General features: G+C 34.9%; 15 protein-coding genes and 5 tRNA genes. All 20 read left to right on the top strand.

Annotated elements, in window-relative coordinates; translation table 11 throughout:
• Position 1 precedes the first annotated feature (1 nt).
• The 20 genes from ACFFVB_RS17445 to rpoC all read left to right on the top strand — a co-directional run bounded on the left by ACFFVB_RS17445 (position 2) and on the right by rpoC (position 18,433).
• Positions 2 to 880 (top strand): ComEA family DNA-binding protein, encoded by an 879-nt coding sequence (locus tag ACFFVB_RS17445; protein WP_382384507.1) that lies wholly within the window; start codon positions 2 to 4, stop codon positions 878 to 880.
• A 31-nt stretch (positions 881 to 911) separates the two neighbouring features.
• Positions 912 to 2,078 (top strand): acyl-CoA dehydrogenase family protein, encoded by a 1,167-nt coding sequence (locus ACFFVB_RS17440; RefSeq protein WP_382384506.1) that lies wholly within the window; start codon positions 912 to 914, stop codon positions 2,076 to 2,078.
• A gap of 97 nt (positions 2,079 to 2,175) precedes the next feature.
• Complete coding sequence (locus tag ACFFVB_RS17435) at positions 2,176 to 3,597, top strand: carboxypeptidase-like regulatory domain-containing protein (protein WP_382384505.1); 1,422 nt, start codon at positions 2,176 to 2,178, stop codon at positions 3,595 to 3,597.
• A 96-nt stretch (positions 3,598 to 3,693) separates the two neighbouring features.
• On the top strand, positions 3,694 to 3,888 hold the full coding sequence (gene rpsU, locus ACFFVB_RS17430) for a 30S ribosomal protein S21 (RefSeq protein ID WP_382384504.1): 195 nt from the start codon (positions 3,694 to 3,696) through the stop codon (positions 3,886 to 3,888).
• A 111-nt stretch (positions 3,889 to 3,999) separates the two neighbouring features.
• A complete protein-coding gene (locus tag ACFFVB_RS17425; RefSeq protein ID WP_382384503.1) occupies positions 4,000 to 4,890 on the top strand; it encodes a tyrosine-type recombinase/integrase in 891 nt (296 codons plus the stop codon).
• Positions 4,891 to 4,931: 41 nt separating this feature from the next.
• Entirely contained in the window at positions 4,932 to 5,234 is a 303-nt protein-coding gene (gene hpf / locus ACFFVB_RS17420; RefSeq protein ID WP_382384502.1) for a ribosome hibernation-promoting factor, HPF/YfiA family, read from the top strand.
• A gap of 101 nt (positions 5,235 to 5,335) precedes the next feature.
• A tRNA-Thr gene (locus ACFFVB_RS17415) sits at positions 5,336 to 5,409 on the top strand.
• 33 nt (positions 5,410 to 5,442) lie between these two features.
• Positions 5,443 to 5,524 (top strand) — tRNA-Tyr (locus ACFFVB_RS17410).
• Positions 5,525 to 5,589: 65 nt separating this feature from the next.
• Positions 5,590 to 5,662: transfer RNA gene (locus ACFFVB_RS17405), tRNA-Gly, on the top strand.
• Positions 5,663 to 5,671: 9 nt separating this feature from the next.
• A tRNA-Thr gene (locus tag ACFFVB_RS17400) sits at positions 5,672 to 5,743 on the top strand.
• A 64-nt stretch (positions 5,744 to 5,807) separates the two neighbouring features.
• Positions 5,808 to 6,992 (top strand): elongation factor Tu, encoded by a 1,185-nt coding sequence (gene tuf / locus ACFFVB_RS17395; protein WP_382384501.1) that lies wholly within the window; start codon positions 5,808 to 5,810, stop codon positions 6,990 to 6,992.
• A 65-nt stretch (positions 6,993 to 7,057) separates the two neighbouring features.
• Positions 7,058 to 7,130, top strand: a tRNA-Trp gene (locus ACFFVB_RS17390).
• Between the two features lie 20 nt (positions 7,131 to 7,150).
• Complete coding sequence (gene secE / locus ACFFVB_RS17385; protein ID WP_382384500.1) at positions 7,151 to 7,345, top strand: preprotein translocase subunit SecE; 195 nt, start codon at positions 7,151 to 7,153, stop codon at positions 7,343 to 7,345.
• Between the two features lie 20 nt (positions 7,346 to 7,365).
• Positions 7,366 to 7,920 carry a transcription termination/antitermination protein NusG gene (gene nusG, locus ACFFVB_RS17380; RefSeq protein WP_382384499.1) on the top strand — a complete coding sequence of 185 codons (555 nt, stop codon included), beginning with the start codon at positions 7,366 to 7,368 and terminating at the stop codon, positions 7,918 to 7,920.
• Positions 7,921 to 7,995: 75 nt separating this feature from the next.
• Positions 7,996 to 8,433 carry a 50S ribosomal protein L11 gene (gene rplK, locus ACFFVB_RS17375; RefSeq protein ID WP_382384498.1) on the top strand — a complete coding sequence of 146 codons (438 nt, stop codon included), beginning with the start codon at positions 7,996 to 7,998 and terminating at the stop codon, positions 8,431 to 8,433.
• A gap of 20 nt (positions 8,434 to 8,453) precedes the next feature.
• Positions 8,454 to 9,146 (top strand): 50S ribosomal protein L1, encoded by a 693-nt coding sequence (gene rplA, locus ACFFVB_RS17370; RefSeq protein WP_382384497.1) that lies wholly within the window; start codon positions 8,454 to 8,456, stop codon positions 9,144 to 9,146.
• 18 nt (positions 9,147 to 9,164) lie between these two features.
• Complete coding sequence (gene rplJ, locus ACFFVB_RS17365) at positions 9,165 to 9,686, top strand: 50S ribosomal protein L10 (RefSeq protein ID WP_382384496.1); 522 nt, start codon at positions 9,165 to 9,167, stop codon at positions 9,684 to 9,686.
• 62 nt (positions 9,687 to 9,748) lie between these two features.
• Positions 9,749 to 10,120 (top strand): 50S ribosomal protein L7/L12, encoded by a 372-nt coding sequence (rplL, locus tag ACFFVB_RS17360; RefSeq protein WP_382384495.1) that lies wholly within the window; start codon positions 9,749 to 9,751, stop codon positions 10,118 to 10,120.
• Between the two features lie 124 nt (positions 10,121 to 10,244).
• Entirely contained in the window at positions 10,245 to 14,057 is a 3,813-nt protein-coding gene (rpoB, locus tag ACFFVB_RS17355) for a DNA-directed RNA polymerase subunit beta (RefSeq protein WP_382384827.1), read from the top strand.
• 71 nt (positions 14,058 to 14,128) lie between these two features.
• The gene (gene rpoC, locus ACFFVB_RS17350) at positions 14,129 to 18,433 is read left to right on the top strand and encodes a DNA-directed RNA polymerase subunit beta' (RefSeq protein ID WP_382384494.1); all 4,305 of its coding nucleotides are present in this window, start codon (positions 14,129 to 14,131) and stop codon (positions 18,431 to 18,433) included.
• Positions 18,434 to 18,547: the final 114 nt, after the last annotated feature.

The raw sequence follows: 18,547 nt of genomic DNA, 5'->3' as shown, positions 1-18,547 counted from the left end.
TATGAAAGTATTCAAATCCCATATCACGTTTTCAAAAGAACAGCGATATGGGATTTTTTTATTGCTTTTAATTATCGTTATACTTCAGAGTATTTACTTCTTTTGGGATAAAACGACAGAAGTTACAGAGATTCCTAAACAGGATTTAATTGTGTTTCAAAATGAAATAGATTCACTTAAAGCTATAGAAATTGAAAAGGCTAAACCTAAACGGTTTCCTTTTAATCCAAATTATATAACCGATTTTAAAGGCTATACTTTAGGAATGACTAATGAAGAAATTGATAAACTTCATAAGTATAGAAAAGAGAATAAATGGATTAATTCTGCTGAAGACTTTCAGAAGGTCACTGGAATTTCAGATTCATTATTTTTACAAATCTCACCTTATTTTAAGTTCCCTGATTGGGTTACTGAAAAGTCAGTTAAAACTAAAAAATTTCAACAGCACACAAATCGACCACTAACTTTTAATCAAAAAGCAGATTTAAATACGGCGACTGCGTTACAACTACAATCGGTTTATGGGATAGGCGAAAAACTATCTCAGCGTATACTAAAACTCAGAGGTTCTTTCGAAGGAGGTTTTATATCCGTCATTCAACTTCAAGACGTTTACGGGTTGTCTCCTGAGGTGATTGAAAATTTAGAAGAGAAGTTTACTGTTAAAACGCCAAGAGTGGTTGAAAAGGTAAATTTGAATACAGCAACTACAAACGAATTAGTTCAAATACAACATATTGATTATCCGTTAGCTAAAGAAATTCTAGAGTACAGGACACTGCATGAAAGCTTTAATGATTTAGATGAATTGTTGAAAGTAAAGGGTTTCCCGCTTCAGAAATTAGATATAATTAAACTATATTTGGCAATCAATTAATCCTGTAATCTTGGATTAAAACATATACTATATGAATACAATGTACTTCACGGAAGAACATGAGTTGTTTAGAAAAAGCCTGCAAGATTTCTTAAAAAAGGAAGTCGTTCCTCATATTGATAAGTGGGAAGAGACAGGAACTATAGAGCGCTTCATTTGGAAGAAATTTGGAGATATGGGATTCTTCGGAATTAATTATCCAGAGACTTATGGTGGTTTAGATTTAGACCTTTTTTATACTATTATTTTTTTAGAAGAGTTACAAAAAATAGATTCTTGTGGTTTCGCTGCTGCGATGTGGGCTCATGCGTATTTGGCCATGACGCATCTTAATAAAGAAGGAGACGAAGCTATAAAACAAAAGTATTTGGTACCAAGTATAGCGGGAGATAAAATAGGATGTTTATGTATTAGTGAGCCTTCTGCCGGAAGTGATGTTGCAGCAATGCGCACGACAGCGGTTAAGAACGGAGATACTTACGTTTTAAATGGTTCAAAAACCTTTATTACCAATGGTGTATATAGTGATTATTTAGTGGTGTCTGCAAAGACTAGCCAAGACGAATCACATAAAGCGATTAGTATTTTTGTAATCGATAGAGATACACCCGGCATTTCGGCAACAAAATTAAACAAACTGGGTTGGAGAGCTTCAGATACAGCCGAAATTGCGTTCGATAATGTGGTTATTCCAGCCTCTCAGTTAATGGGTGAAGAAGGTAAAGGGTTTCCGTATATTATGCAACACTTCGCTTTAGAGCGTTTAATTATGGGTGTGAATGCGCATGCGAGAGCCGAATATGCTTTGGAGTATGCACAACAATATATGAGTGAACGTATGGCGTTTGGAAAATCGATAGATAAATTTCAAGCATTACGTCATAATTTTGCCGATTTATATTCGGACATGACCATTTGTAAAACCTTTAATTATGCCGTAACGTATAGATTAAACAGAGGAGAATATGTTGTAAAAGAAGCAACTATTTCTAAGTTGAAATCGACTAAAATGGCAGATGATGTTATTTATCAATGTCTTCAATTTTTAGGAGGATATGGGTATATGGAAGACTATCCGATGGCAAGATTATTGCGCGATAGTCGTTTAGGACCAATAGGAGGAGGGACTTCAGAAATTCTGAAAGAAATTATCGCCAAAATGGTCTTAGATAAAAAGGATTATAAACCGGTGACATAATAGATTATGGTTAAAGGATGTGTTTTCGATTTCTATTTTCAAATGCACATCAAACAATAAAATAACATTTTAATGGTTAAATTATAAAGTATTGAATATGAATTTCTTCAACAAAACATATAGTTTAACCATTTTAGTTTGTCTGTTCTTTATCTCTACCTATGCCCAGACAGAACTTAAGAATAAAATTGTAGATTTCTCTACGATGATCCCGGTAGAAAGCGCTAGTATTTATATTAAAAACACAACCACAGGTACCATAAGTAATGCCGACGGAAAGTTTGTGTTATTAGTGCCTAGTACAATGGAAAATGATACGCTTGTTATTTCTTCCATCGGGTATAAAAGTTTTAAAACACTTGTAAAAGATTTTGATAATTCTGAAGAGGTTTTTCTAGAAGAAGATATTGCGTCTTTAGATGAAGTGCTACTAGTCGCAGATACACGACCAAAAACAGGAAACGATATCGTACTTAAAATGATTAGTCGTTTACCGGACAACCTTCCCGAGTTCCCGTATTTGGAAAAAGGATTCTTAAGACATAAAGAGCGTAATAAAAAAGAATTTAAATGGTTAATAGAAAGTGCCATTACACTTTACGATTCTAGTGCACAATCTTCGGCTTCAGGAAATTTAAAAATTAATGTGGACGAGATGCGTAAAAGTTACGATTTACGAGATGTAGATAGTTTACTGGCATATACGGCCTATTTAAAGCAACACGGAAAGAAAAATTTTCAAGCCAAGAATTTAAGACGAGATACTATTGAAACCGCTTCGTTAGTAAAAGCAATTAAGTGGAATGATATTCGAACGAATGGACTTCAGAATTTCTTCAGCGGAAAATTAAACCTACTTAGAAATACAAAAGGAGATAGGGCCTTGTTTGGAGAAAAAGTATTGGATTATCATCAATTTGATTTAGATACTGTTTTGGTGGATAATGAACGTAAGATCTATAAGATTAAAATCTCGAAAGGAGAAAGCAATATTAATTTAGAAACCAAAGGCATTTTTAATGCAGGTTATATTGCCGAAGGTTGGCTTTACGTGTATTGGGATACCTATGCAGTAAAAAAGATAGAATATACATTAATTGCCGATTCTGAAGCTCAGAAAACAAGAAGTAGAATACTGTTTGATACGCAGATTAATCATAAACTGACTGTGACTTATATGGAGTATGATGGTAAGATGTATACAAATTATGTGTCTTACGAAACTCCCAAATTGGTAAATGTAGGATCTAAAGCAGCAAAATCTGACGATAAAGAAGCAGAACAGCGTGCAAAAGACGAACGGTATTATAAAACAATACAAGAAATTCTCTTTACAGAAATTATACTAGACCCTGAGAAAATTCAGTCTACTTTAGATGGAGAATGGAATTCTAATATATTCTCGATTAAGCCATATAATAAGAGTTTCTGGGATAATTATAATACTCTTTTAGAGAGTAAAGAAGACGAAAAATTAATATTAGATTTAACCAAAAGGTCATCTCTTTTTAAAGACTAAATAGTAGTTTTAAAATATTTTTTATTTTTGATTGCATAATTTAATTTAATTTCTAAATTTGCACCCCGAATGCTAAAAGAGAGGAGGTTAAGGACTATGTTAAGAATACCAATTAAAGAAGGAGAAAATATAGATAGAGCACTAAAGCGTTACAAACGCAAGTTTGATAAGACTGGTACACGACGTCAATTACAGGCACGTAAGCAGTTTTTAAAACCTTCTGTCGAAAATAGAGTACTAAATCAAAAAGCACAATATGTTCAAGGTTTAAGAGATCAAGAGCAAATTTAAGGCTTACTAGTAATACATTAAAATCCTGCAATAGCAGGATTTTTTTTGCGCTATATGTAACTACTTCTCGTTTTAAACTTCCTATATTAGCACTAACACAGATGCTAACTTATGATATTTTCTGCCTTTCTAGATTATCTATTACTAGAGAAAAATTATTCCGCTTTAACGGTTAATGCCTATAAGAAAGACTTAAATGATTGTCTTGATTTTATATCTGCAGAATATCAGCAAGACACGCTTCAGCATGTAAACTATTCTCAAATACGGCGATGGATTGTAGTTTTGGTGGAGGGCGGTATGTCTAACCGAAGTGTAAATAGAAAGATTTCAGCTTTAAATTCTTATTTTAAATTTTTAATGAAGGTTGGGGATCTCGATCTAAATCCACTAGCAAAACACAAAGCATTAAAGGTTAAAAAAACTATTCAGATTCCGTTTTCAGAAAAAGAGATGAAAACTGTGTTAGACGATTTTCCTCACGAAGCCGATTTTGAAGGTTTAAGAAATCGGTTAATTATAGAATTATTTTACTCTACTGGCATCCGGCGTATTGAGCTGGTACAATTGCAATTAGCCGATTTTAATCTTTCTAACAAAACATTAAAGGTTTTAGGTAAACGAAATAAAGAACGCTTAGTGCCTTTGTTACCTTCTGTAATAGAGATTATTACATTGTATTTAAAGGAGCGCCAATTGTTAAATCATGTGACAGATATTACTTATATGTTTTTAACCCAAAAAGGCGTTAAAATTTACGAAACACTTGTTTACAGAATAATAAATAACTATTTTAGTTTAGCATCTTCGAAAGTAAAAAAGAGCCCGCATATTTTAAGGCATTCTTTTGCAACTCATTTACTCAATCAAGGTGCAGATTTGAATGCTGTAAAAGAACTCCTCGGGCACTCCAGTTTGGCGTCGACTCAGGTTTACACGCATAATAGTATAGCAGAACTAAAGAAGGTGTATTTAAATACGCATCCAAGAAATAAGAAATAGTACGAAACCACCTATTGTTTAATTATTAATATAGATTAAGTATGAAAGTAAACATTCAATCAGTTAATTTCAATGCAGACCAAACATTGATAGACTTTGTTCAGAAACGTATGGATAAGTTAGATCAATTTTATGATAAAGTAATAAGTTCCGATGTTTACTTAAAAGTGGAGAACACTAGCGAAAAGGAAAATAAAATATTTGAAGCACGGGTAAATGTGCCTGGAGATAGTATTGTTGTTAAAAAACAATGTAAATCGTTCGAAGAGGGTGCAGATAGTGCTACGGCGTCGATAGAAAGACAGCTAAAAAAGCGTAAAGAGAAATTAAAATCATATTTATGATAAAATTAATTGTAAAAATGTTTTGAATAAAAGAATAAATATATACATTTGCAGTCCGTTAGAAATAGCGGACTTTTTTTGTGAAACGAAAAAGTTTAAAAGCCGATGTAGCTCAGCTGGCTAGAGCAGCTGATTTGTAATCAGCAGGTCGTGGGTTCGAGTCCCTCCATCGGCTCAAGTTCTTTTACAGAGTGAATAATTTATAATTGGGGAGATACTCAAGCGGCCAACGAGGGCAGACTGTAAATCTGCTGACTACGTCTTCGCAGGTTCGAATCCTGCTCTCCCCACATTATTTTTATAATGGTAACATTGTAAAAATGGTGGTAATTGTAAATAAAGGAATTAAAATAATGCGAGAGTAGCTCAGTTGGTAGAGCGTCAGCCTTCCAAGCTGAATGTCGCCGGTTCGAACCCGGTCTCTCGCTCAATTTTAAGCCGGTGTAGCTCAGGGGTAGAGCGTTTCCTTGGTAAGGAAGAGGTCACGGGTTCAATTCCCGTCATTGGCTCTATAAAAGCATAAAGTAGAATACACTAATATTATTATATAACTAAGATTAAATTTTTTAAAACATGGCAAAGGCAACTTTTGATCGTTCCAAACCACACTTAAATATAGGTACAATTGGACACGTAGATCACGGTAAAACAACATTAACTGCTGCTATTACTACTGTACTAGCTGCTGCAGGACTTTCAGAAGTAAAGAACTTCGATCAGATTGACAACGCTCCAGAAGAGAAAGAAAGAGGTATTACTATTAATACATCTCACGTAGAGTATCAAACAGCTAATCGTCACTACGCTCACGTTGACTGTCCAGGTCACGCGGATTACGTAAAGAACATGGTTACGGGTGCTGCTCAAATGGACGGTGCTATTTTAGTAGTTGCTGCAACTGACGGACCAATGCCTCAAACTAGAGAGCACATCTTATTAGGAAAACAAGTAGGTATTCCTCGTATGGTTGTTTTTATGAACAAGGTTGATTTAGTTGATGATGAAGAATTATTAGAATTAGTTGAAATGGAAGTTAGAGATTTACTTTCTTTCTACGACTATGATGGTGATAACGGACCTGTAATTGCTGGATCTGCTTTAGGTGGATTAAACGGTGACCCAGTTTGGTCTGAAAAAATTATGGAATTAATGGATGCTTGTGATTCTTGGATCGAAGAACCATTAAGAGAAGTAGATAAGCCTTTCTTAATGCCTATCGAAGATGTATTCTCTATTACAGGTCGTGGTACAGTAGCAACTGGACGTATCGAAACTGGAGTAGCAAATACTGGAGATGCTGTAGATATTATTGGTATGGGAGCTGAGAAATTAACTTCTACTATTACTGGTATTGAAATGTTCCGTCAAATCCTTGATAGAGGTGAAGCTGGAGATAATGCAGGTATCTTATTAAGAGGTATTGCTAAAGAAGATATTAAAAGAGGAATGGTAATCTGTAAGCCAGGTTCTGTTACTCCACACGCTAACTTCAAAGCTGAGGTTTACGTATTGAAAAAAGAAGAAGGTGGACGTCACACTCCATTCCATAACAACTACCGTCCTCAGTTCTACGTACGTACAACTGATGTAACAGGAACTATTACTTTACCAGAAGGTGTAGAAATGGTTATGCCTGGAGATAACTTAACAATTACTGTTGAATTGCACCAAGCAATCGCAATGAATGTTGGTTTACGTTTTGCAATCCGTGAAGGAGGTAGAACAGTAGGTGCTGGACAAGTAACTGAAATTTTATAATAAATTTAAGTTTAATACTATAAAAAGTTGAGGTGTTTCTTATTGTGAAATACCTTGACTTTTATACGGGCGTAGCTCAGTTGGTAGAGCACTGGTCTCCAAAACCAGGTGTCGTGAGTTCGAGTCTCTCCGCCCGTGCTAATAAAGTTTGAAAAATAATGGCTGGATTTGTAAATTACGTAAAAGAATCATTCGGAGAGTTAAAGCATAATGTAACTTGGCCTACAATGGCAGAAGCACAGAGCTTAACTATTTTGGTAGCTGTATTCTCTACATTGTTCTCTTTAGCAGTATGGGGAGTTGATACAGTATTCAGCAAAGTCATATCATATTACTTTCATTTAATCAACTAGAAAAAATAAAATAACTTTTTATGTCTGAAGGAAGTGCGAAAAAATGGTATGTTGTTAGAGCTGTAAGTGGTCAAGAAAATAAGATTAAAGCCTATATTGAGAATGAAATCGCTCGTTTAGGAATGCAAGATTATGTGGATCAAGTATTAGTTCCTACAGAAAAAGTAATTCAAATCCGTAACGGAAAGAAAGTAAACAAAGAAAAAGTTTATTTCCCAGGTTACATTATGGTTCAAGCCAATTTAACAGGAGAAGTACCTCACATTATTAGATCGGTTACGAATGTAATTGGTTTTTTAGGTGAAACAAAAGGAGGGGATCCTGTGCCGTTAAGACAATCTGAAGTAAACAGAATGTTAGGTAAAGTAGATGAGTTAACAGTAGATACTGAAACTACAGTTGCTATCCCTTACAATATTGGTGATACTGTGAAAGTTATCGATGGTCCATTCAACGGGTTTGATGGAACTATTGAAAAGATAAATGAAGAAAAGCGTAAGCTAGAAGTAATGGTTAAGATTTTTGGAAGAAAGACACCATTAGAGTTAAGCTATATGCAAGTTGATAAAGTATAATAATTGTTACAAAGATACCGATGTGCGTAATACAGCTTCCAATTGTAGAAGCATATCAAAATTAAATTATTAAAAATGGCAAAAGAATTAGGTAAAGTAGTTAAGTTACAAGTTCGGGGAGGTGCAGCGAATCCGTCGCCACCGGTTGGACCCGCTTTAGGAGCTGCAGGTGTTAACATCATGGAGTTCTGTAAGCAATTCAATGCTAGAACGCAAGACAAGGCTGGTAAAGTATTACCAGTTGTGATCTCTGTTTACAAAGACAAATCATTTGATTTTGTAATCAAGACACCACCAGCGGCAGTTCAGTTATTAGAAGCAACCAAGTTGAAGAAAGGTTCAGGCGAACCGAACAGAAAAAAAGTAGCTAAAGTTTCATGGGATCAGATTAAAGTTATCGCTGAAGATAAAATGCAAGATTTAAATGCATTTGAAATCGCATCAGCAATGAAAATGATCGCAGGTACCGCAAGGTCTATGGGAATTACCGTAACCGGAAACGCGCCAAATTAATCTAGAAAAAGAAATTTAAAATGGCAAGATTAGCAAAAAAGCAAAAAGAAGCTGCAGCAAAGATCGAAAAGGGTAGAGTATACTCTGTAAGTGAAGCTTCAGCATTAGTAAAAGACATAACAAATGCAAAATTTGATGCGTCTGTAGATATCGCTGTTCGTTTAGGAGTAGATCCTAGAAAAGCGAACCAAATGGTTAGAGGTGTAGTATCTCTTCCTCATGGTACAGGTAAAGACGTTAAAGTTTTAGCATTAGTAACTCCAGACAAAGAAGCGGAAGCTAAAGAAGCTGGTGCAGACTATGTAGGTTTAGACGAATATCTTGATAAAATCAAGAGTGGTTGGACAGATGTAGATGTAATTATTACTATGCCAAGTGTTATGGGTAAATTAGGACCATTAGGACGTATTTTAGGACCTAGAGGATTAATGCCTAACCCAAAGACTGGTACAGTAACTATGGATGTTGCAAAAGCAGTAACTGAAGTGAAAGCTGGTAAAATTGACTTTAAAGTTGATAAAACTGGTATCGTTCATGCAGCTGTTGGTAAAGTATCTTTTAGTGAAGATCAAATTGCAGGAAACGTAAACGAATTATTACAAACATTAATGAAATTAAAGCCAACTGCGGCAAAAGGTACTTACGTTAAGAGTATTTTTATTTCTAGTACGATGAGTCCTAGTATTGCTGTTGACTCTAAAATTGTTGGTTAATTAGTTAAAACTTTTATTATGACAAGAGAAGAAAAATCACAAGTAATCGAAGAATTAACTGGACAATTAGCCGATAATGCAAATATCTACATTGCAGATATTTCTGGATTAAACGCAGCTAAAACTTCAGACTTACGTCGCGCTTGTTTTAAAGCTAATATTAAATTAGCAATAGTAAAAAATACATTACTTGAAAAAGCAATGGAAGCTTCAGATAGAGAATTTGGAGATTTACCATCTGTTTTAAAAGGTAACACTTCTGTAATGTATTCAGAAACTGGAAACGCTCCAGCTAAAGTAATAAAAGATTTCAGAAAAAAATCTGATAAGCCTTTATTAAAAGGTGCTTTTATTGAAGAAGCTGTTTATATTGGAGACGACCAATTAGATGCCTTAGTAGATATCAAGTCTCGTGAAGAGTTACTTGGAGATATCATTGGATTATTACAATCTCCAGCTAAGAACGTTATTTCTGCACTTCAATCAAGTGGAGGGAAACTTGCAGGTATCTTAAAAACATTATCCGAAAAAGAAGGATAGTCTTAAATAGTACGCATTATTACACACACATATTATATTAAAATTTATTAAAACGATAGAAAATGGCAGATTTAAAAGATTTCGCAGAACAATTAGTTAACTTAACAGTAAAAGAAGTTAATGAATTAGCAACTATATTAAAAGATGAGTACGGTATTGAGCCTGCTGCTGCTGCTGCTGTAGCTGTTGCTGGACCTGCTGCAGGTGAAGCTGCTGAAGAGCAAACTGAATTTGATGTTATCTTAAAAGCCGCTGGTGGTTCTAAATTAGCAGTAGTAAAATTAGTTAAGGAATTAACTGGATTAGGTTTAAAAGAAGCTAAAGGTTTAGTTGATGATGCACCAAGTGCAATCAAAGAAGCTGTATCTAAAGACGAAGCAGAAGCTTTAAAAGCGTCATTAGAAGAGGCTGGAGCTGAGGTTGAGCTTAAGTAAGCTTACTTATCAAACAACATAAAGGTTTAGGTCTGGAGTAGTACTCTAAGACCTAAACCATTTTTGCGTATATATCATTTAGATACGCCACCAATATTATTTTTAATCAAAATTTCGTCCATTGATGTTAGAAACACAAGCTGAAAGATTAAATTTCTCGTCTATTATTAATAGAACAGATTATCCAGATTTCTTGGATATTCAGATTAAATCCTTTCAGGATTTTTTCCAACTAGAGACCAAATCTGAAGAAAGAGGTAATGAAGGTTTATATAACACCTTCATGGAGAATTTCCCAATAACCGACACTCGTAATCAATTTGTTTTAGAATTTTTAGATTACTTCGTTGATCCACCTAGATATTCTTTAGAAGAATGTATTGAAAGAGGATTAACTTACAGTGTTCCACTTAAAGCAAGGTTAAAACTGTATTGTACAGACCCTGAACACGAGGATTTCGAGACTATTGTTCAAGATGTGTACTTAGGTACTATACCTTATATGACACCGAGTGGTACTTTCTGTATTAACGGTGCAGAACGTGTTGTGGTTTCTCAATTACACCGTTCTCCAGGGGTATTTTTTGGTCAATCCTTCCACGCGAATGGTACTAAGTTATATTCAGCTAGAGTTATTCCATTTAAAGGTTCTTGGATTGAATTCGCAACAGACATTAATAGTGTAATGTATGCCTATATCGATCGTAAGAAAAAGTTACCTGTAACAACTTTATTCAGAGCTATTGGTTTTGAACGTGATAAAGATATTCTTGAAATCTTCGATCTTGCTGAAGAAGTTAAAGTATCTAAATCTGGTTTAAAAAAATACCAAGGTCGTAAGTTAGCTGCACGTGTACTTAACACATGGCATGAAGATTTCGTAGATGAAGATACTGGTGAAGTAGTTTCTATTGAACGTAACGAAATTGTATTAGATCGTGATACAGTTTTAGATAAAGATAATATTGAAGAAATTCTTGAAGCGAATGTAAAGACTGTCCTTTTACATAAAGAAAGCGCTCAACAAGGAGATTATGCAATTATCCATAACACGCTTCAAAAAGATCCAACAAACTCTGAAAAAGAAGCTGTTGAGCATATTTACCGTCAATTACGTAATGCTGAGCCGCCAGATGAGGAGACAGCAAGAGGTATTATTGACAAATTATTCTTCTCGGACCAACGTTACTCTTTAGGGGAAGTTGGACGTTACAGAATGAACAAAAAATTACAGTTGGATATCGGTATGGATAAGCAAGTGCTTACCAAAGAAGATATCATAACTATTATAAAATATTTAATCGAGCTTATTAACTCTAAAGCAGAGATTGATGATATTGACCACTTATCTAACCGTCGTGTTCGTACAGTAGGTGAACAATTATCTTCTCAGTTTGGTGTTGGTTTAGCACGTATGGCACGTACTATTCGTGAGCGTATGAATGTACGTGATAACGAAGTATTTACTCCAATAGATTTAATTAATGCGAAGACCTTATCTTCAGTAATTAATTCATTCTTTGGTACGAACCAGTTATCTCAATTTATGGATCAAACGAATCCTCTTGCAGAGATTACGCACAAGCGTCGTCTTTCAGCATTAGGACCAGGTGGTTTATCTAGAGAAAGAGCAGGTTTCGAAGTACGTGATGTTCACTATACACATTATGGTCGTTTATGTCCGATTGAAACTCCTGAAGGTCCAAACATTGGATTAATATCTTCACTTTCTGTATATGCAAAAGTGAATTCAATGGGATTCATCGAAACACCTTATAGACCTGTTACAGATGGTGTAGTAGATATTATTAATCCTCCAATATACTTAAGTGCAGAAGAGGAAGAAGAAAAATTAATTGCACAGGCAACTGTGAAAATTGATGAAGCTGGTAAAATTCTTCATGATAAGGTAATTGCCCGAATGGAAGGTGATTTCCCTGTTATCGAACCAACAGCACTTCATTTTACAGATGTTGCACCAAACCAAATTTCGTCTATCTCGGCTTCATTAATTCCGTTCTTAGAACATGATGATGCCAACCGTGCATTGATGGGATCTAACATGATGCGTCAGGCTGTACCTTTATTAAGAGTGGATTCTCCAATTGTAGGAACAGGTTTAGAACGTCAAGTTGCTAAAGATTCTCGTGTATTAATAAACGCAGAGCGTGAAGGTACTGTAGAGTATGTAGATGCTAACGAAATTACTATTCGTTACGATCGTACTGAAGATGAAGCAGCTGTAAGTTTTGATGCTGAAACTAAAACATATCCTTTAGTTAAGTTTAGAAAAACAAACCAAGGAACATCTATCAACTTAAAGCCTATTGTAAGCAAAGGAGATAGAGTTGAACAAGGTCAAGTACTTTGTCAAGGTTATGCAACTGAAAAAGGTGAATTAGCTTTAGGTAGAAACATGAAAGTAGCCTTTATGCCTTGGAAAGGGTATAACTTTGAGGATGCAATTGTGATTTCTGAAAAAGTGGTTCGTGAAGATATCTTTACATCGATTCATATCGATGAGTATTCTTTAGATGTTCGTGATACTAAATTAGGTAACGAAGAGTTAACTAACGATATCCCTAACGTTTCTGAAGAAGCTACTAAAGATCTTGATGAAAACGGAATGATCCGTATTGGAGCAGAAGTGAAGCCTGGTGATATTCTTATTGGGAAAATTACTCCAAAAGGTGAATCTGATCCAACACCTGAAGAAAAATTATTACGTGCTATTTTTGGTGATAAAGCCGGTGATGTTAAAGATGCATCATTAAAAGCTTCTCCATCATTAAATGGTGTAGTAATTGGTAAAAAATTATTTGCTCGTGCGGTTAAAGATAAACGTAAGAGAGCTAAAGATAAAGAAGATATTTCGCAATTAGAAGCGGTTTATTACACGAAGTTCGAAGAACTTAAAACGGTATTAATCGATAAATTATTTGCTTTAGTAGGTGGTAAAACAGCTCAAGGTATCTTTAACGATTTAGGTGAAGAAGTTTTACCAAAAGGTAAAAAATATACACTTAAAATGTTAAACTCTGTTGAAGATTATACACACTTAACATCTGGTGTGTGGACAACAGACGACCATACCAATAAATTAGTTGCAGATTTAATTCACAACTACAAGATTAAAGAAAACGACTTACAAGGTTCATTAAGACGTGAGAAGTTTACTATTTCTGTAGGAGACGAATTACCAGCTGGTATTATTAAATTGGCTAAAGTTTACATCGCTAAAAAACGTAAACTAAAAGTAGGGGATAAAATGGCAGGACGTCACGGTAACAAAGGTATTGTTGCTCGTATCGTTCGTCAAGAAGATATGCCTTTCTTAGAAGACGGAACACCTGTAGATATCGTATTGAATCCACTTGGGGTACCATCTCGTATGAACATCGGACAAATTTATGAAACTGTTCTTGGTTGGGCAGGTCAGAAATTAGGTCAAAAGTATGCAACACCAATTTTTGATGGAGCAACTATTGAACAAATTACTGAATTAACAAAGAAAGCCGGAGTTCCTGAATTTGGACATACGTACTTATACGATGGTGGAACGGGTCAACGTTTTGATCAAAAAGCAACCGTTGGAGTTATTTATATGATTAAGTTAGGTCATATGATTGACGATAAGATGCACGCACGTTCTATCGGACCATACTCTTTAATTACACAACAACCATTAGGTGGTAAAGCACAATTTGGAGGTCAGCGTTTTGGAGAGATGGAAGTATGGGCACTGGAAGCATATGGTGCTTCAGCTATTCTAAGAGAAATATTGACAGTTAAATCTGATGATGTAATTGGTAGAGCTAAGACTTACGAGGCAATCGTAAAAGGAGAGCAAATGCCAGAACCTGGATTACCAGAATCTTTCAACGTACTTATGCACGAATTGAAAGGTTTAGGATTAGACATTAGATTAGAGGAATAATATATTGTCCATCAGGTTTATTTTAAACCTGATGGACTAAGTTTACAAATAATTCGATATCACCATATATTATGGCAAGAAAACAAGATAATAATACAATAAAGAGGTTTAATAAAATCTCAATTGGTTTAGCATCACCAGAGTCTATTTTAGCAGCGTCTAAAGGTGAAGTGCTTAAGCCAGAAACTATCAATTATCGAACTCATAAACCTGAAAGAGATGGTTTATTCTGTGAGCGTATCTTTGGTCCTGTAAAAGACTACGAATGTGCTTGTGGTAAATATAAAAGAATACGTTATAAAGGTATAGTATGTGACCGTTGTGGTGTAGAAGTAACTGAAAAGAAAGTACGTCGTGATAGAGTAGGACACATTAATCTTGTTGTTCCTGTTGCTCACATCTGGTATTTCCGTTCTTTACCAAATAAAATAGGATATTTATTAGGATTACCATCTAAGAAATTAGATATGATTATTTACTACGAACGTTATGTAGTAATTCAGCCTGGTAATGCTAAAAATGAAGAAGGAGAACCATTACAAAAAATGGATTTCTTAACTGAAGAAGAATACTTAAATGTTTTAGAATCTCTTCCTCAGGATAATCAATATTTAGATGACACAGACCCAAATAAATTCCTAGCGAAAATGGGTGCTGAGTGTTTAATCGATCTTTTAGCACGTATAGATTTAGATGAATTATCTTATCAATTACGTCATAAAGCGAATACAGAAACATCTAAGCAACGTAAAACGGAAGCGTTAAAACGTTTACAAGTTGTTGAAGCATTACGTGAATCTAACTTAAACAGAGAGAATCGTCCAGAATGGATGATCATGAAAGTGATCCCTGTAATTCCACCAGAATTACGTCCGTTAGTGCCATTAGATGGTGGTCGTTTTGCGACTTCAGATTTAAACGATTTATACCGTCGTGTAATTATTCGTAACAACCGTTTAAAGCGTCTTGTTGAGATTAAAGCACCGGAAGTTATTTTACGTAACGAAAAACGTATGTTACAGGAATCTGTAGATTCGTTATTCGATAACACACGTAAGGCTTCAGCGGTAAAAACAGATTCTAACAGACCTTTAAAATCTTTATCAGATTCATTAAAAGGTAAGCAAGGTCGTTTCCGTCAAAACTTATTAGGGAAACGTGTCGATTATTCTGCACGTTCTGTAATTGTTGTTGGACCGGAATTAAGATTATTTGAATGTGGTTTACCAAAAACCATGGCAGCCGAGCTTTACAAACCTTTCGTAATTAGAAAATTAATTGAAAGAGGTATTGTAAAAACTGTAAAATCTGCAAAGAAAATTATAGATAAAAAAGAGCCTGTAGTTTGGGATATCTTGGAAAATGTGCTTAAAGGACATCCAGTATTACTAAACCGTGCTCCTACATTACACCGTCTAGGTATACAAGCTTTCCAACCAAAATTAATCGAAGGAAAGGCAATTCAATTACACCCATTAGTGTGTACTGCCTTTAACGCCGATTTCGATGGTGACCAGATGGCTGTGCATTTACCATTAGGACCAGAAGCTATTCTTGAAGCGCAAATGTTATTATTAGCGTCTCACAGTATCTTGAATCCAGCAAATGGTTCTCCAGTAACTGTACCTTCTCAGGATATGGTACTTGGTCTTTATTATATGACCAAATTACGTACCTCTACAGAAGATGTTAAAGTTATTGGTGAAGGGTTAACATTTTATTCTCCAGAAGAAGTAGTAATTGCTTTTAATGAGAAACGTGTAGACTTAAACGCAGGTATTAAAGTAAGAACATACGATTTTAACGAAGCAGGAGAAATTGTATTACAAATTATAGAAACTACTGTAGGGCGTGTTTTATTTAACGATAAAGTACCTCATGCAGCTGGATATATCAACGAAGTTTTAACTAAAAAATCGTTAAGAGATATTATTGGTAATATCTTAAGGTTAACATCTGTTCCTGAAACAGCTGATTTCCTTGATGCGATTAAAACTTTAGGTTACATGTTTGCATTCCAAGGTGGACTATCATTTAGTTTAGGTGATATTATTATCCCACCAGAGAAGCAAGGTATGATTGATAAAGCAAATACGCTTGTCGATGGTATTATGGGTAACTATAACATGGGACTTATTACCAACAACGAACGTTATAACCAGGTTATTGATATTTGGACATCTACAAATGCTGAATTGACTGAATTGTCAATGAAACGTATTCGTGAAGATCAACAAGGATTTAACTCGGTGTTTATGATGCTTGACTCTGGAGCAAGGGGATCTAAAGAACAGATTCGTCAGCTTACAGGTATGCGTGGATTAATGGCGAAACCGAAAAAATCGAATGCAGGTGGAGGGGAAATTATTGAAAACCCGATTCTTTCTAACTTTAAGGAAGGTCTTTCAATTTTAGAATACTTTATCTCTACTCACGGTGCGCGTAAAGGTCTTGCCGATACGGCTCTTAAAACTGCCGATGCAGGTTACTTAACACGTCGTTTGGTAGATGTATCTCAAGATGTTATTGTTAACAGTGAAGACTGTGGAACATTAAGAGGTGTAGATGTTTCTGCATTAAAGAAAAATGATGAAATTGTTGAATCTCTTGGAGAACGCGTAATTGGACGTGTATCTTTATATGATGTTTACAATCCATTAACAGAAGAATTATTAGTTTCTGAAGGTGAATTAATTGATGATGCTATTGCAGCTAAAATTAATCAATCGCCATTAGATAGTGTAGAAGTACGTTCTGCATTAACTTGTGAAGCTAAGAAAGGTATCTGTGCTAAATGTTACGGTCGTAACCTTGCAACCAATAAAATGGTTCAATTAGGTGAAGCTGTTGGTGTTGTTGCCGCTCAATCTATTGGGGAACCAGGAACACAGTTAACACTTCGTACATTCCACGTTGGAGGTATTGCAGGTAACATTTCAGAAGATAATAAACTTATTGTTAAGTTTAAAGGAGTTGCAGAAATCGAAGACCTTAAAACAGTTAAAGGTGTCGATGGAGAAGGAAATGCAATTGATATTGTTATTTCTCGTACTTCAGAATTAAAACTTATCGATAAGAAAACAGGAATCACTTTAAGTACGAATAACATACCTTACGGTTCTACTATCTTTATTGATAATGGTGCTGAATTAACTAAAGGAGATGTTGTTTGTCAGTGGGATCCATATAACGGTGTAATTATCTCGGAATTTGCTGGTAAAGTACGTTACGAAAACATCGAACAAGGTATTACTTACCAAGTTGAAATTGATGAGCAAACAGGATTCCAAGAAAAAGTAATTTCTGAATCTAGAAACAAAAAATTAATTCCAACACTTCACGTCGATGACGCTAAAGGAAATCCAATACGTTCTTACAACTTACCAGTTGGAGCGCATTTAATGATTGACGATGGTGAAAAGATTGGAGTTGGTAAAATTTTAGTGAAAATTCCTCGTAAATCTGCAAAAGCAGGGGATATTACAGGAGGTTTACCTCGTGTTACCGAATTATTCGAAGCACGTAACCCTTCTAATCCAGCAGTTGTAAGTGCTATTGATGGAGTTGTAACTTTTGGTAAAATTAAGCGTGGTAACCGTGAGATTATCGTAGAATCTAAATTAGGAGATATTAAGAAATACCTAGTTAAATTATCTAATCAGATCTTAGTACAAGAGAATGATTTCGTAAAAGCTGGTATGCCACTTTCTGATGGTTCTATTACACCAAACGATATATTAAATATTAAAGGCCCTTCAGCTGTACAACAGTACTTAGTGAACGAAGTTCAAGAAGTATACCGTTTACAAGGGGTGAAAATTAACGATAAGCACTTCGAAGTTGTTGTAAGACAAATGATGCGTAAAGTGAGAATTATCGACTCTGGAGATACTATCTTCTTAGAAGATCAATTAGCACATAAAGCTGACTTTATCGAAGAAAATGATAAAATTTTCGGATTGAAAATTGTTGAAAGTGCTGGTGATTCTAAAAACCTTAAAGAAGGACAGTTAATTTCTGCTTTCCAATTAAGAGACGAGAATTCATCACTACGTCGTGAAGATAAAGAAATTGTAACTGCTAGAGATGCACAGCCAGCAACGGCTACGCCAATCTTACAAGGTATTACAAGAGCATCACTTCAAACAAAATCATTTATCTCTGCAGCATCGTTCCAGGAAACTACTAAGGTTCTTAACGAAGCAGCTGTAGCTGGTAAGATTGATTATCTTGAAGGTCTTAAAGAAAATGTAATTGTAGGACACAAAATTCCAGCTGGTACTGGTATGCGTAAATACGAACACATTATCGTAGGATCTAAAGAAGAGTTTGACGAAATGATGTTAGCTAAAAAACAAGAAGTAAATTTTAACTAATAAATATAGTCTCGAGTAATCGGGACTATTTTTATCCCAACGCAGGTTGGGTTTCTTAAACATTTTAAAATCCTGCCCAATCTAATTGAGCGGGATTTTTTTATTAAAAATAAT

The organism is Formosa undariae (genome assembly GCF_042427615.1).
Taxonomy (GTDB): Bacteria; Bacteroidota; Bacteroidia; order Flavobacteriales; family Flavobacteriaceae; genus Formosa; species Formosa undariae.
This window is presented reverse-complemented; position numbering and strand designations above follow the sequence as displayed.